This is a genomic window from Brevibacterium sediminis (assembly GCF_013623905.1).
Lineage (GTDB): Bacteria > Actinomycetota > Actinomycetes > Actinomycetales > Brevibacteriaceae > Brevibacterium > Brevibacterium sediminis.
The window spans coordinates 131,626-146,066 of record NZ_JABKDD010000008.1 but is presented as its reverse complement, the minus strand read 5'-3'; the positions used below and the strand labels follow the sequence as shown (position 1 = coordinate 146,066).

The 14,441-nt window shown below is 64.9% G+C and carries 12 protein-coding genes; 9 read left to right on the top strand and 3 right to left on the bottom strand.

Translation table 11 applies throughout. The features are described 5' to 3' along the window. Positions 1–252 precede the first annotated feature (252 nt). The 3 genes from HK108_RS12480 to HK108_RS12470 all read left to right on the top strand — a co-directional run bounded on the left by HK108_RS12480 (position 253) and on the right by HK108_RS12470 (position 3,857). Positions 253–648: a hypothetical protein gene (locus HK108_RS12480; RefSeq protein ID WP_181271758.1), complete on the top strand. Its 396-nt coding sequence runs from the start codon at positions 253–255 to the stop codon at positions 646–648. Between the two features lie 140 nt (positions 649–788). Further along, positions 789–1,805 carry a hypothetical protein gene (locus tag HK108_RS12475; RefSeq protein ID WP_181271757.1) on the top strand — a complete coding sequence of 339 codons (1,017 nt, stop codon included), beginning with the start codon at positions 789–791 and terminating at the stop codon, positions 1,803–1,805. Between the two features lie 252 nt (positions 1,806–2,057). Then, positions 2,058–3,857 carry a BCCT family transporter gene (locus HK108_RS12470; RefSeq protein ID WP_181271756.1) on the top strand — a complete coding sequence of 600 codons (1,800 nt, stop codon included), beginning with the start codon at positions 2,058–2,060 and terminating at the stop codon, positions 3,855–3,857. 172 nt (positions 3,858–4,029) lie between these two features. On the opposite strand, the gene HK108_RS12465 is transcribed toward HK108_RS12470, so the two are convergent. From HK108_RS12465 to HK108_RS12455, 3 genes are all read right to left on the bottom strand, one after another. Further along, complete coding sequence (locus tag HK108_RS12465) at positions 4,030–5,592, bottom strand: GMC family oxidoreductase (RefSeq protein WP_139908292.1); 1,563 nt, start codon at positions 5,590–5,592, stop codon at positions 4,030–4,032. Positions 5,593–5,640: 48 nt separating this feature from the next. After that, positions 5,641–7,119 (bottom strand): aldehyde dehydrogenase family protein, encoded by a 1,479-nt coding sequence (locus tag HK108_RS12460; protein WP_181271755.1) that lies wholly within the window; start codon positions 7,117–7,119, stop codon positions 5,641–5,643. Between the two features lie 699 nt (positions 7,120–7,818). Then, a complete protein-coding gene (locus HK108_RS12455) occupies positions 7,819–8,766 on the bottom strand; it encodes a hypothetical protein (RefSeq protein ID WP_181271754.1) in 948 nt (315 codons plus the stop codon). On the opposite strand from HK108_RS12455, the gene HK108_RS12450 reads away from it, so the two are divergent. From HK108_RS12450 to recN, 6 genes are read left to right on the top strand one after another with little or no spacing between them, the layout of a single operon-like run. Continuing rightward, on the top strand, positions 8,752–9,780 hold the full coding sequence (locus HK108_RS12450; protein ID WP_229664126.1) for a hypothetical protein: 1,029 nt from the start codon (positions 8,752–8,754) through the stop codon (positions 9,778–9,780). The genes HK108_RS12455 and HK108_RS12450 overlap by 15 nt on opposite strands. Next, positions 9,777–10,754, top strand: a complete 978-nt coding sequence (locus HK108_RS12445) for an HAD-IIA family hydrolase (protein ID WP_229664125.1) — start codon at positions 9,777–9,779, stop codon at positions 10,752–10,754. Before HK108_RS12450 ends, HK108_RS12445 begins: the two co-directional genes overlap by 4 nt. Further along, the gene (locus HK108_RS12440) at positions 10,751–10,981 is read left to right on the top strand and encodes a hypothetical protein (RefSeq protein ID WP_181271769.1); all 231 of its coding nucleotides are present in this window, start codon (positions 10,751–10,753) and stop codon (positions 10,979–10,981) included. Before HK108_RS12445 ends, HK108_RS12440 begins: the two co-directional genes overlap by 4 nt. Further along, complete coding sequence (locus tag HK108_RS12435; protein WP_181271753.1) at positions 10,978–11,784, top strand: TlyA family RNA methyltransferase; 807 nt, start codon at positions 10,978–10,980, stop codon at positions 11,782–11,784. Before HK108_RS12440 ends, HK108_RS12435 begins: the two co-directional genes overlap by 4 nt. Continuing rightward, positions 11,781–12,722 carry an NAD kinase gene (locus HK108_RS12430; protein WP_181271752.1) on the top strand — a complete coding sequence of 314 codons (942 nt, stop codon included), beginning with the start codon at positions 11,781–11,783 and terminating at the stop codon, positions 12,720–12,722. The genes HK108_RS12435 and HK108_RS12430 overlap by 4 nt, the downstream gene beginning before the upstream one ends. After that, the gene (recN, locus tag HK108_RS12425; protein WP_181271751.1) at positions 12,723–14,426 is read left to right on the top strand and encodes a DNA repair protein RecN; all 1,704 of its coding nucleotides are present in this window, start codon (positions 12,723–12,725) and stop codon (positions 14,424–14,426) included. Positions 14,427–14,441 lie beyond the last annotated feature (15 nt).

Sequence of the window (14,441 nt, the reverse complement as noted above, 5' to 3'; positions counted from 1 at the left end):
AGCCCATTCGCGCTGATGGTACTGCAACTTGGTGGTTGTGGGAGAGTAAGTGACTGCCGCAATATTTTTTAGTGGTGATGGCCTCGTCCAGTTTTTGGGCGGGGCCATTACTGTATTCACGCATGGGTGTGGTGTTTGTGTTCGTGTGTGGGTGGGATGCCCGGTGCTTATTACTACCTGATGGGGGTACTGCTACCTGGCGCGGGGTTGCTGGGCCGCCGTCAGGTAGTAATTAGGGGAGGAGGGGAAGGGATGGAGATGAAGACAATTTACGTGCTTAAGGCCGAACTTGCTCGCGACGGTGAGGTCGCAATCGGGTTCAACCGGGCTAAGCAGTTTCTGCGCAATCCTGTTGGCTTCCTTGGACTACGGCGGACCAGGCAGCCCGCACCACAAGTGACCGTCACTGACTTCGGTCTCTGGGCTGCTGTTGACGGTTTCCCTGAAGGTGGCGTGCCGTGGGCGCGCATCCTCGAAGTCCACATCACCAAGGTCAACGTCAGCTCCTATATCGACGTGAGCATCAGAACTCCAGATACTCCCGACCGCCGGCGGACGCTGCGGATGCCCCATATGCTCGAAGTCGACCCGGAGACTCTCGCCAAATGGATCGTCATGGAACTGATGGTTCGCGGCAATCCGATCTGATAGGTGAAGCTCGTCGACCATCAGCAGACTCTCAGCCGCTGTACATGTTCCGGGCTCAGCACCGTGCGACGATGAAACTGTCCGCTGTGTCGGATGCATCACAACAATGCCGTCCGAACAGACAGTAAAGGAGAGAGCGCATGAACGCGTCAACCATCATCTGGATTGTCGTCGCCATCGTCGTGGTCCTGATCATCGTCGGGATCATCATCGCAGTCAGCCGCAAGGCGGCAGCGAAGAAGCGCGAGCACCAGCGGCAAGAGGCCGCACAGATTCGGCAGGAGGCCGCTGAATCCGAACATGATGTTCGTGCTCGAGAGGCCGAAGTCGAGAAACAGAGAGCAGAGGCCAAGCGCGCAAAGGCTGAGGCCGACGCTCGTGCTGCCGAGGCTGATCGTCAGGCGGCAGAGGCCGAGCAGCTGGACTCTGAGGCAGCAAAACGCGAAGAAGCCGTGAAAGCTGAACGCGTCGAACACGATCGCAAGCTGCAGCGTGCTGACGAACTGGATCCGGACACGCCGGAAAACGCGGGGGACACCCGTCGTGCAGACGGCACCGGTGCTGTTGGGGCGGCAGGCGCTGGCGCTCACGGAGCGTCGGCAGTCAACCAGAACGAACAGCTTGCCGATGAAGCTGCGCCGCGGAACGCTCCTCGGCAGGACGAGCAAGTTCCGCCGAACGGTACTCGGCATGATGCGCAGGCGCAGCAGAATTACGCGCGTCAGGATCCCTCAGTCCACCAGGCTGATCCGTATGGCGATCAGTACACGCAACAGAGCGGACATCGCCCTGACGAGTCGGTACCGCGCAACGACGTTCGCCGCGAACACCCTGTTCAGCAGGGTGCATCCCGTCCCGATCAGCCAGTTCAACGGAACGACGCTTATCCTGAACAGCCTGTTCGGCAGGATGCGCCTCGTCCGGACCAGTCTGGCGGTCAGGAACCGGTGCGCCGCGATCCCTACGCCCAGCACCAGGACGTCCGTGCTGATCAGCAGATGCCGGAACAGGGCGCTCGTCCTCGTGCCGAGGAACCGTTAGCCGAGGATTACGACCCTCGTGCGGACCGCCGCGGCGCGCGAGACCCATACGTTCAGAACGACGGACGGGTGGATCCTCTCGACGACGGTGGAGAGCCAGACGTGCCGAAACACTGACACGCCTCCCCCGCCGGCGAAAGAGCTGCCTGAGGCTGACGAGACGGTGCCCGAACCCATCAAGGTTCGGGCACCGTCTCGTTGTATCCGGACTTCCGGGTACCGCAGATGAACGGGACGAACATAGGGGAGGGCCGCCTCGGCGAGGGGGTGGCCATGAGTGCAGTGAGGCGAATCCGTGACAAGCGATTGTGTTGAAATCAGTTGATGCTTCTGTAGTGTGGACGGCAACATCCCTACGGAAGGTACGCCATGCTCGTTAAGCTGCACGACGCACTTCGACTCCGAACCAACCCGGCCATATTCTTCTCCTCTGCGGCCGTGATTATCATCTTCGTCCTCGGGACGATCTTCTTCACCGACCAGCTCGACGCGGGCGTCTCTGTCGCCTCGGATTGGCTGCTGACGAACCTCGGATGGTTCTACATCCTCGGTGTCACAGTCTTCGTCGCATTCCTCATCTACATCGCCGCCTCCCGGTATGGGCGAGCGAAACTCGGTCCCGATGACGAACCGCCGGAGCACTCCAACGGCGCCTGGTTCGCCATGCTCTTCGCCGCCGGCATCGGCTCGATCCTCATGTTCTGGGGTGTCGCTGAACCCGTCAGCCACTTCGGCGACCCACCGCGCGGATCCCTCGGTATCGAAGCGGGAACGCCCGCCGCCGCGGTCGATGCCATGAACTTCACCTACTACCACTTCACCCTGCACACCTGGGCGATCTTCACCCTGCCCGCGCTGTGCTTCGCCTACTTCATCCACAAACGGAACCTGCCGCCGCGGGTGAGCTCGATCTTCCAGCCCATCCTCGGTGAGAAGATCCACGGTCCCATCGGCAAGACCATCGACGTCGTCGCCATCATCGGCACCGTCTTCGGCATCGCCGTCTCGATCGGTCTGGGCACGCTGCAGATCAACGGCGGACTCGCTCAGGTCATCGGCGTTCCGGAGAACGCCCTGTGGCAGCTGATCATCATCGGCGTCGTCTGCGGGCTGGCCACGATCTCGGTCTCTCTCGGCCTCGACAAAGGCATCAAGGTCCTGTCGAACCTCAATATCGTCATGGCCGTGCTGCTGCTCATCTTCATCGTCGTCTTCGGCCCGACGCTGTTCATGGCCAAGGGCGTCTTCGAATCCTTCGGCACCTACATCCACCAGCTGCCCGAACTCGCGCTATGGAACGACACGTTCGCCAACACCGGCTGGCAGAACACGTGGACCGTCTTCTACTGGGCGTGGACGATCACCTGGTCACCGTTCGTCGGTATCTTCATCGCCCGCATCTCCCGCGGACGCACCATCCGCCAGTTCGTCATCGGCGTGCTCGCCATTCCCTCAGCCTTCTCGATCCTGTGGTTCGGCATCTTCGGCTACGCCTCCTTCGACATCGAGTTCAACCAGGGCGGGGGACTGGTCGACCGAGTCGTCGATCAGGGAGACATTCCGGGAGCGCTGTTCGCATTCCTCGACCACTACCCGCTGGCCGGACCCGTGTCGGTGATCGCAATCGTCCTCGTGGTGATCTTCTTCGTCACCTCGGTGGATTCCGCAGCGCTCGTCGTCGACACGATGAACAACGGCCACGAGGACTTCAACCCGCTGCCGCAGCGCATCTTCTGGGCCCTAGCCGTCGCCGTCGTCACCGCGGCACTGCTGGTGTTCTCCGGCTCCGGTGGACTCGAGGCACTGCAGTCGACGATCATCCTCGTCGGTCTGCCGTTCTTCATCATCGCCTACTTCCAGATCTACGCCCTCATGCGAGCGCTGCGCGAGGACGCAGGCATTCTGCCGCGGGTGCGCATGCGCCGCTGGAAGAAGGTGCTGCCGCCCGAAGAGGTCGAACGCCGCCAAGGCGGGGACGAACAGTTCGGTCACGAATACGACGACGATGAGGAGGTCGTCACCGAACCGCAGGCCGTCGAACCGGCACCGAAGTTCCGTGACCCCTATATCGAAATCCCTCATGAGAAGAAGGGGCGACGTGAGGGGACACTGGCCAGCCGCACCGGCAGCCGTCCGGGCAGTCACGGTAAGGGCGGCGACGCCGACTGAGGCGTTTCGGCTCAGAGGCGACAGCCGATCGTCGCTGCCGGACATGACGAAGGGGGCGCTGCAAACGCAGCGCCCCCTTCGTCATCGCGAGTCTGGGCCGAAGTTCCCACTCAGGCTATCGAATCAGCGCAGGGCCGCCTCGGTGGTCTGAGCATCTCACGGCCTGGTCAGATCACTGACCGTTCTTGATCATCTCCGCGCACTTCTCACCCATCATCATGACGGTGATGTTCGGGTTGACCGTGGTGATCTCCGGCATCGCCGAGGCATCGACGACGCGCAGACGGTTGACGCCCTTGACCCGCAGCTGCGGATCCAGCGGCGACATCTCGTCATCGGCAGCACCCATGCGCACCGTGCCGACCGGGTGGTAGACGGTGTTGTGGGTGCGGGTGATGTAGTCGGCGATCTGCTCGTCGGTCTGGACGTCCTTGCCGGGGAACAGCTCCTCGCCGGCCCATTCGGACATGGCGTCCTGGGCGACGATCTCGCGGGCCTTCTTGATGCCGGCGACCATGACGCGCATGTCATGGCCTTCCGGATCGGTGAAGTAGCGGGGATCGACCTTCGGCTTGTCACGGAAGTCCTTCGAGCGCAGGCGCACGGTGCCGCGCGACTTCGCATGAGTGACATTCGGGGTGAGGCAGAAGGAGTTCTCCGAGGTCTTGTAGCCCTGGCGCAGGGTGTGCATATCGAAGGGCACCGAGCCGTAGTGCATCATCAGGTCCGGACGGTCGAGCCCGTCCTCGGTGGGGGAGAAGATGCCGATCTCCCACCACTGGGTGGAATCCTCGACCATCGGCTTCTTGGCCTCCCACGAGATGACGCCCTCCGGGTGATCGCCCAGGTGCTCGCCGACTCCCGGCGAATCCACGCGAGCTTCGATGCCGACCTCGGCGAGGTGGGCCTTCGGGCCGATGCCCGAGAGCATGAGCAGCTGCGGGGTGTTGATCGCGCCGGAGGAGACGATGACTTCCTTCTTCGCCTCGATCCGGTTGGTCTTGCCGAAGGCGTTGTTGACCACGAGCACGGCCGTGCAGTTGTCGTCCTCGTCGAACTCGAGCTCCTTGGCCTGAGTGTCGGTGAGGATCGTGAGGTTCTCACGGTCGAGGATCGGGTGGAGGTAGGACACCGAGGAGGACGACCGGGTGCCGTCGTCCTTGCGGTTGACCTGGAAGAAGTTCGCACCGTTGATGACGGTCTGACCCTCGTTGAACTGCACGCGAGGGATGCCGGCCTGCTCGCAGGCATCGAGGAGTGCGACGCCACAGGGATCGACCGGGGGCACGTTCATCAGACGGACCGGGCCGTCGTGGCCGTGGTGGTCGCCGGGCAGCTCATTGTTCTCGAGCTTCTTGTACAGGCCGAAGGTGTCCTTCGAACCCCATCCGGCTGCGCCGTGCTTCTCTTCCCATTCGTCGAGATCCTCGCGCGGAGCCCAGAAGGCGATGCACGAGTTGTGGGACGAGCAGCCGCCGAGCACCTTGGCGCGAGCGTGGCGCATGTGCGAGTTGCCGTTCTCCTGCTCTTCGATCGGGTAGTCCCAGTCGTAGCCGGATTCGAGGAGCTCCATCCAGCGGTTGAGCTCAAGGACGACGTCCTTGTCCGTGTCGGTGGGGCCGGCTTCGAGGAGTCCGACGGTGACTTCGGGGTCCTCGCTCAGTCGGGCCGCGACCGCTGCGCCGGCGGAACCGCCGCCCACGACGACGTAATCAAAGCTATGAGTAGTCTTCACTGTTCATCTCTCCTTGTACTGCGGTATTCGTCTACAGGCTGCGGCGGATCATTTGGTGCGATCGGGGAACCAGCCGGTGACTGCCGGCTCGAGGTTCTGGTAGATGTGCTTGGCTTCCTGGTATTCGGCCAGCCCCGTGGGGCCGAGCTCGCGACCGAAGCCGGACTGCTTGTAACCGCCCCATTCGGCCTGCGGCAGGTAGGGGTGGAAGTCGTTGATCCAGATGGTGCCGTGGCGCAGACGCTGAGCGACCAGCTGGGTCTTGCCCGCATCCTGGCTCCACACTGCTCCGGCCAGACCGTAGTAGGTGTCATTGGCGATCTCGACGGCCTCATCGACGGTGGAGAAGGTCTCGACGGTGACGACGGGGCCGAAGGCCTCGTCGGAGACGACGGACATTCCGCGCTTGACCTGGTCGAGCACGGTCGGCAGGTAGTAGAACCCGTTCTCCAAGTCACCTTCACCGAACTTGCCGCCGCAGCGCAGACGAGCGCCTTCGGAGATGCCCTTCTCGACGTAGGCATGCACCTTGTCGCGGTGTGCTGCGGAGATGAGGGGACCGGTTTCGGCGTTCTCGTCGAAGGGACCGCCGAGGCGGATCTGCTCGGCACGCTCGACGAGGCGGTTGACGAACTCCTCGGCGATGGATTCCTCGACGATGAGTCGGGCACCGGCCGAGCACACCTGACCGGAGTGGACGAAGGCGCCGTTGAGAGCATTGTCCAGAGCCGCATCGAAGTCGGCATCGGCGAAGATGACGTTCGGGTTCTTGCCGCCGAGCTCAAGGGCGATCTTCTTGATCGAGTCGGCGGCGTTGCGGAACAGCAGTCGACCGGTGACGAGGCCACCGGTGAACGAGACCATGTCGATGTCCTCGTGCGTCGACAGGGGGGCACCGGCATCGGCACCCGCGCCGAGGATGAGGTTGCCCACCCCTGCCGGCAGACCGAGTTCCTCGAGGACCTGCATTGTGAGGATCGCCGTGTGCGGGGTGAGCTCGGCCGGCTTGAGGATGAAGGTGTTGCCGGCGGCGATGGCCGGGGCGATCTTCCACGCGGCCTGCAGCAGCGGGTAGTTCCACGGGGTGATGAGCGCGCAGACGCCGACGGGCTCGTGCACGATCTTCGACGCCACAGTGTCGGTGCCGGCGTCGACGACGCGGCCGGCATCGTTTGCGGCGAGCTTGCCGAAGTAGTCGAAGCAGTTCGCGATGTCGTCCATGTCGATCTGCGATTCGACGAAGCGTTTGCCGGTGTCCAGGGACTCGGCACGCGCGAATTCGTCCTTGCGCTCACGCAGAACGGCAGCGAACTTCAGCAGCAGATCGCCGCGTTCGCTGGCGGGAACGGACGACCAGACGCCGGAGTCGAAGGCGCGGCGAGCGGCCCTGATCGCCAGCTCGGTATCCGCGGGGCTGGCTTCGTCCACCTCGGCGACGAAGCTGCCGTCGGCCGGGTTATGGATCTTCCGGGTTCCACCGTTGACGGCTGAAACCCACTGTCCGTCGATGAAGAGTGTGTTTGGCACGATTTCTCCTATTCCTAGCGGGTGAACGGTTGTGCGATCTGAAGGGCCGAACGCGCAGTCGCGGCAGTGGAGCCTGTGGTGTCGGGGAGTTTCCGGATGGCCACTGATCTGCCGTTTGGCCTGCGACTCGAACTGCTTCGGCGGCATTCATTCACATGCTTCCGGCAATCACAATAGGCGAAATCAGGGGCCGAACGCGCAATCCGATGATGCTGGTCACACCGGCAAGTGATCTTGGTCATCACATGGCGGGGGACAGCGGCGGCAATGGGGGACAGGCAAGCACTAGCCGTACTGGGGGACGGGCCGGCAACGGGGCCTGAAATTCTGATCGTGGAATCGCGGAGACATCCGTCATCCGCACAATGAGCTTCCACGTCAGGTGTCATTCGTCCCCTGGTGTCGAGGCGGCGCGGACATCCGCTGCCGCCGAGCCTCTTCGATTGCCGTCGGCCGTTCCACTGGATTCGCCTTGATTCTAACAGAGCGCTGAGGCGGTGACCTGGGCGTTGACCCACAGAACAACGGGCGCGGCGCTGAGTGGAATCGAGGTGCTGACGTGTCCCCGCCCACACGGCGTCGAAGCGGTGAGTGGACTAGAATAGAGCGGAACACCGAAAAGACTTCATAGGGAGAATCGTGGCCCAAGGGGATTCGCGAGACAGCCAGGACAACCGCCGCGCAGATGGCGGTCACCGCTCAGATCGCGACAACAATCGCAACCGTCGTCCGGACAACCGGGACGGCCGCGGGCCACGCCAGTCCGACCGCAGAGGCGGCTACCAGGGCAATCGTCGCAACGACGATGATCGCCGTGGCGGATTCAATCGAGATCGCCGTGACGGTGATGACCGCCGAGGTGGGTACCAAGGCAACCGTCGCAACGACGATGACCGTCGCGGTGGTTACCAGGGCAACCGTCGCAACGACGATGATCGCCGAGGCGGATTCAATCGAGACCGTCGCGATGACGACCGTCGCGGTGGTTACCAGGGCAATCGCCGCAACGACGACGACCGCCGAGGTGGCTACGGACAGAACCGCCGAAACGATGATGACCGCCGTGGCGGATTCAACCGAGATCGCCGTGACGGTGATGACCGCCGAGGTGGGTACCAAGGTAACCGTCGCAACGACGATGACCGCCGAGGCGGATTCAATCGAGACCGTCGCGATGACGACCGTCGCGGTGGTTACCAGGGCAATCGCCGCAACGACGACGATCGCCGAGGCGGCTATGGTCAGAACCGTCGGAACGATGATGACCGTCGCGGTGGGTTCAATCGTGACCGTCGTGATGGCGATGACCGCCGAGGCGGCTACCAGGGCAACCGCCGGAACGATGACGATCGCCGGGGCGGCTTCAACCGTGATCGTCGCGACGGTGACGATCGCCGGGGCGGCTACCGCGGAAACCGACGGGACGACAACCGCGGAGGACGCGGCGGCTACGGTCGCAACGACAACGACCGCCGTGCATCCCGCAAGACCGACACCGGCGATTACGCACGCGAACAGCGCGCTCGTCGCCCGCGAATTCAGGAACCCGAGATTCCCGAAGGCGTCACCGGCCGTGAACTCGACAAAGAGATCTCGTCGCAGCTGCGCTCCCTCGACAAAGAGAACGCCGACATGGTCGCCAAGCACCTCGTCGCCGCAGGCGGGCTGCTCGACCTCGACCCGGAACGCGCCCACGAACACGCCAAAGCCGCCATGGCCCGCGCCGGTCGTGTCGCCGTCGTCCGCGAAGCACTCGGCATCGCCGCGTACTACGTGGAGAACTACGACGAAGCCGTCCGCGAACTGCGCACCCACCGCCGCATCTCCGGTTCGAATGACAACATCGCGCTGATCGCCGACGCCGAGCGCGGCCGCGGCAAGCCCGAAAAGGCCATCGAGCTGCTGAAGAACGCAGAAGAACTCGACCTCGACAACGACACCCGCACCGAACTCGTCATCGTCGCGGCCGGAGCCAAGTCCGACCTCGACGACATCGCCGGTGCGCGCCGACTCATCGAAGCCGAGGACTTCACCCAGAAGCCCGGCGGCGGACTCGTCCGTCTCATGGCCGCCTACGCCGAGGTGCTGCGCATCGACGGCGAAACCGAACTCGCCGACAAATACGAAGAGCTCTCCCGCCGGACCGCCAAGGCGACCGGCACCCTCTTCGGCGACGAAGAGCCTGACCTGAACGCCGGCGTCGAAATCGAAACGGTGGAAGAAGTCGAGGACGAGCCCGAAGCTCCCGAAGCCGAGACCTCCGAAGGCGCCGACGCAGAGCCATCCGACGGTGAGGCCGCCGATGACGAGGCAACAGACGCTGAGGCTGCCGACGCTGAAACCGCTGAGACGGCCGAAGTCGAAGAAGGCTCCGCCAGCGAGTCCGAAGCCGAGGAGCCGCAGGTGGAATCCGACGCTGCCGACGCTCCCGCGGAAGACGCGGAAGCCGAGGACGACACCGCCGCCCCAGCCGCAGCGCCGAAGTCGAAGACGCATGTCTCGGCGAAGGAACTGAAGTCGGTCAAGGTCACCGACGACGAGATCGAAGCCGAACTCGACGAGATCCTCGCCGAGGCCGACGCCGACGCAGGCTCCGAAGCCGACGCCGACGCAGCCTCCGAACCCGACACAACAGCAGCCGAGGCCGACGGAGAGCAGTGACACTGACCGCCGAACAGCACAACTCAGCAGATGGGCGCCTGCCCGAATCATCGGGCACGCCCATCGACTGTGTCCTGTTCGACCTCGACGGAGTCGTCTACCACGGCACTCACGCCGTCGATGGCGCCGTCGACGGCATCAACTGGCTCCATTCCCGGTCGATCCCGGTCAGCTACGTCACGAACAACGCCACTCGTACGGCCGCAGCCACCGCCGAGAAGATCACCGGAATGGGTGTCGACGCCTCCGCGGACGAAGTGACCACCTCGGCGCAGGTGCTCGCCGAACGCTTAGCCGAACGATTCGGGCCCGGTGCCCGCGTCCACCTCCTCGGCACGACCGGACTGCGGGTCGCACTCGAAGAGGCGGGCCTCGAGATCACCGACTCACTCGACGCGCGCCCCGTCGCCGTCGCTCAGGGTCTCGACCCGGAGATCGACTACGCGAAGATCGTCCGCGCCTGCGAAATCATCCGCTCGGGCGCCGAATGGTGGGCGAGCAACCCCGACTTCTCCCTCCTCACAGAAACCGGGAAAGTCCCCGGCAACGGTGCCTTCGTCGACCTCATCGCCCGACTCACCGATGCCACCCCCGTCATCGTCGGCAAACCTGCACCGCACATGATGGACTTCGCGGCCGGCCGCCTCGGCGCGCATCGGCCCCTCATGGTCGGCGACCGCCTCAACACCGATATCGAAGGCGGCTGTGCCGCCGGCATCGACACCGCCCTCGTCCTCACCGGAATCCACGACATCCACGATGCCCTGCGTGCCGGCCTGGAGCGTCGACCGACGTTCATCCTGCCGAATCTGCGCGGACTCGAAGCGCTCATCACCGGCACCGACCGCGGCGAGTCCGCCCGGATCGAAGCCGAACTCCGCCGAGCCTGGGCAGCTATCGATGCGGGGGAGACCGACGCCGAGGCGGTCCTGACCGAAGGACGCCTGCCCCGCCGGATCGGGGAGCACTCATGAGCCAGATCCCAACACCCGGCCCAGGACCCGGACCGACTCTCGGCACGAACTCGACCCTGACACCCGGCCCTGCTTCTGCCTCAACACCCGCCTCGGTGAGCGGGGACGTGCCGATCGAGACCTGGCGGTCCAGCCTCGCCGAGGCCAAGGAAGCACCGGCGGCCGAGCGGCACGAACTTCTCAACTCCCTGTTGGCCGACCTCGACGCGCAGGTGGGCTCCTTGTGAGCAGACTCGACCGGGCACTCGTCGACCGCGGGCTGCTGAACTCCCGCTCTCGCGCCGCCCGTGAAATCGCCGCCGGTCGCGTCAGCGTCAACGGCCGCACCGCGACCAAGGCCTCCCAGGATGTGCGAGACGCCGACGACGTGGCCGTCACCGAACCCGACCCCTGGGTCGCCCGCAGCGCCCACAAACTCCTCGGCGCACTCGAGGCATTCGACCTCACCGATCGACTGAAGGGACTGACGGCCCTCGATGCGGGCGCCTCGACCGGAGGCTTCACCCAAGTCCTCCTCCATCACGGTGTCGCACACGTCTGGGCCGTCGACGTCGGCCACGATCAACTCGCGACCATTCTCCGCGACGATCCGCGCGTCCACGTCCGCGAAGGGCTCAACCTCCGCGAACTGACCGACTCCGACGTGCCGACCGTCGACCTCGTCGTCGCCGACGTCTCCTTCATCTCCCTGCGCCTGCTCAGCGCCCCGCTGCTGGCCGCCACCGCGGCCGCGGGAGAACTCCTCCTCATGGTCAAACCCCAATTCGAACTGGCACGCGCATCGCTGGACAAACACGGAGTCGTCACCAGCCGGGAGAAACGCCGCCGCGCCATCGACTCCGTCCTCGACGCCGTGACCGACAATGACGCCCGCGTCACCGACATCGCACCCTCACCGCTGCCGGGCCCCAGCGGGAACCGAGAGTACTTCCTGCGTGTTCGCCCAGGCCGAACACATGACCAGTCCGATAGGCTCGACCAAGCAGACATCCCCGCCCACCTGGACGAAATGATGAGAGGAGAGTCGTGACCAGACACATCATGGTGCTGCTGCACCCCCAACGAGATGAGTCGGCCGTGGCCGCCGTCAGCGTGTTCAAGGCCCTCCTCGACGACGGAATCACCCCCGTCGTCCTCTCCGACGAGATCGTCGGCATCCGCGCCCGCCAGGCCGAAGCCGTCGACGACGAACCCATCCTCAACCACTGCACCATCATCGACCCTTCCGAACTCGGTGAGTGGAAGAACGCCTGCGAACTCGTCATCGTCCTCGGCGGCGACGGCACGATCCTCCGCGCCGCCGAACGCTTCCACGGCTCCGGCGCCCCGCTCATGGGCATCAACCTGGGCCATGTCGGCTTCCTCGCCGAAAGCGAGAAGGAAGACCTCGCCGAGGCGGTCCACCGTGCCTCCCAACGCGACTATTCCGTCGAGGAGCGACTCGCGCTCGACGTGTCCGTGTGGCACGAAGGTGAGAACATCTTCAACGCCTGGGCCCTCAACGAGGCGACCATCGAGAAGACCTCGAAGTCCCGGATGATCGACGTCGTCCTCGGCGTCGACGCCCGACCCGTGTCCTCCTTCGGATGCGACGGCGTCATCCTCGCCACACCCACCGGCTCGACCGCGTACTCGTTCTCCGCCGGCGGACCCATCGTCTGGCCCGAGGTCGAAGCACTCATTCTCGTCCCGATCTCCGCCCACGCGCTGTTCTCCAAACCGCTCGTCGTCAATCCGACCTCCCGCCTCGGCGTGGAGATCTCCCAGATGAACCCCGAATTCTCAGCCGTGCTGTGGTGCGACGGCCGCCGCGCCCTCGAACTGCCGTCCGGGGCCCGCGTGGAAGCCACCCGCTCGAAGTCACCGATCCGACTCGCCCGCCTCCACACCGGCCCCTTCACCGACCGACTCGTCGCGAAGTTCCGCCTGCCCGTCTCCGGCTGGCGAGGACCGATCAAGGAGGCCTGAATGATCTCCGAACTGCGCATCTCCCACCTCGGCGTCATCGCCGAAGCCGCCGTCGAACTCGACACCGGCTTCACCGTCGTCACCGGTGAGACCGGTGCGGGAAAGACCATGTTCGTCTCCGCTTTGTCCCTGCTCATGGGCCGCAAGGTCGGCTCCGGAGTCGTGCGCAAAGGCGCGGAGAAAGCCGAAGTCGAAGGCATCTTCACCGATGTGGCCGAACCCGTGCGCGAACGCATCGAAGAGGCCGGCGGCAGCGCCGACGACGAAGCGATCATCTCCCGCACCGTCGCGCTCAAGGGCCGCGCCCGAGCCACGGCCGGCGGTCGCACCGTGCCGATCTCCGTGCTCACCGACATCTCCTCAGACCTCATCACCCTCCACGGCCAGTCCGAACAGCTGCGCCTCAAAGGCGCCGCCCAACAGCGTCACCTTCTCGACGCCGCCGGTGGCACTGCACTCGCCGAGGTGGCCGACCGTTACCGTGCCGCCTTCGAGAACTGGCGCGAGACCGAAGCCCGCGTCAGCCGCATCAAAGACTCCACCGCCGCCCGCCGCGAACGCATCCTGTGGCTGCGTGGCTGCCTGGAGACCATCGACAAGGTCCGCCCCGAACCCGGCGAAGACGAGATCCTGGCCGCACAGTCGGCGAAACTCGGCGCCGCCGCCGAGATCACCCGCGCCGTCGGCGCCGCCCACGACCTGCTGCTCGGTTCCGAGATCGACGATGCCGGCGCCGCCGTCGACCTCGTCCACCAGGCCATCAGCACGATCGCCGATGTCGAAGGCTCCGACAAGGAACTCGTCACCATCCGCGAAGCCCTCGGCGACGCCGTGCTGCGCCTGTCCGACTCCGCCGCGGAACTGTCCTCCTACCTCTCCGGATTCGACGAACTCGGCGAGACCTCGCTGGAAGAGACCGAAGCACGCCGCGCGGAACTCGGCACCCTGGCTCCCTACGGCCAAGACGTCGCCGAAGTCCTCGACTTCGAAACCCGCTCGGCCGCGGAGCTCGCCGAACTCGAAGCCGAGGACCGCGACCTCGACGGACTCGACGCCGAGCTCGACTCAGCCCGCGAGACCATGGAGGCGGCCGCCTCGGCGCTCACCGAGATCCGCAAGGCCACCGCGGACGAATTCTCCGCAGCGGTCAGCGAAGAACTCACCGCCCTGTCGATGCCGAAAGCCACGGTCGCCTTCGAGATCTCCGAACGTGAACCCACCACCCACGGGGCCGACGAAGTCCGGCTGACCTTCGCCGCCCACGAATCCTCGATCCCCGACGACATCGCGAAGATCGCCAGCGGCGGTGAGCTCTCCCGTGTCATGCTCGCCATCGAAGTCGTCAGAGCCGCCAGCGAATCCATCCCCACCTACGTCTTCGACGAAGTCGACGCCGGAGTCGGCGGCAAAGCGGCCGTGGAGATCGGCCGCCGGCTGTCCAAACTCGCCCGGAACGCCCAGGTCATCGTCGTCACCCACCTGCCGCAGGTCGCCGCCTGGGCCGACACCCATGTGACCATCGTCAAGGACGATGACGCCGAGACCGTGCGCTCGGGCGTGCAGGAACTGACCGACGAAGAACGCGTCGTCGAACTCTCCCGCATGTTGGCAGGCATGGACGACTCCGCCTCGGCGAAGGCCCACGCGGCCGAACTGCTCGACAACGCTCGGCAGGTCAAGGAGGCCGGCGTTGGCAGCAGATGAGAGAATGGGCGGACC

Coding starts and splice junctions, on each gene's coding strand:
- HK108_RS12470 (WP_181271756.1), top strand. CDS start 2,058: ATGCTCGTTAAGCTGCACGACGCACTTCGACTCCGAACCAACCCGGCC.
- HK108_RS12475 (WP_181271757.1), top strand. CDS start 789: ATGAACGCGTCAACCATCATCTGGATTGTCGTCGCCATCGTCGTGGTC.
- HK108_RS12480 (WP_181271758.1), top strand. CDS start 253: ATGGAGATGAAGACAATTTACGTGCTTAAGGCCGAACTTGCTCGCGAC.
- recN (WP_181271751.1), top strand. CDS start 12,723: ATGATCTCCGAACTGCGCATCTCCCACCTCGGCGTCATCGCCGAAGCC.
- HK108_RS12440 (WP_181271769.1), top strand. CDS start 10,751: ATGAGCCAGATCCCAACACCCGGCCCAGGACCCGGACCGACTCTCGGC.
- HK108_RS12450 (WP_229664126.1), top strand. CDS start 8,752: ATGGTCGCCAAGCACCTCGTCGCCGCAGGCGGGCTGCTCGACCTCGAC.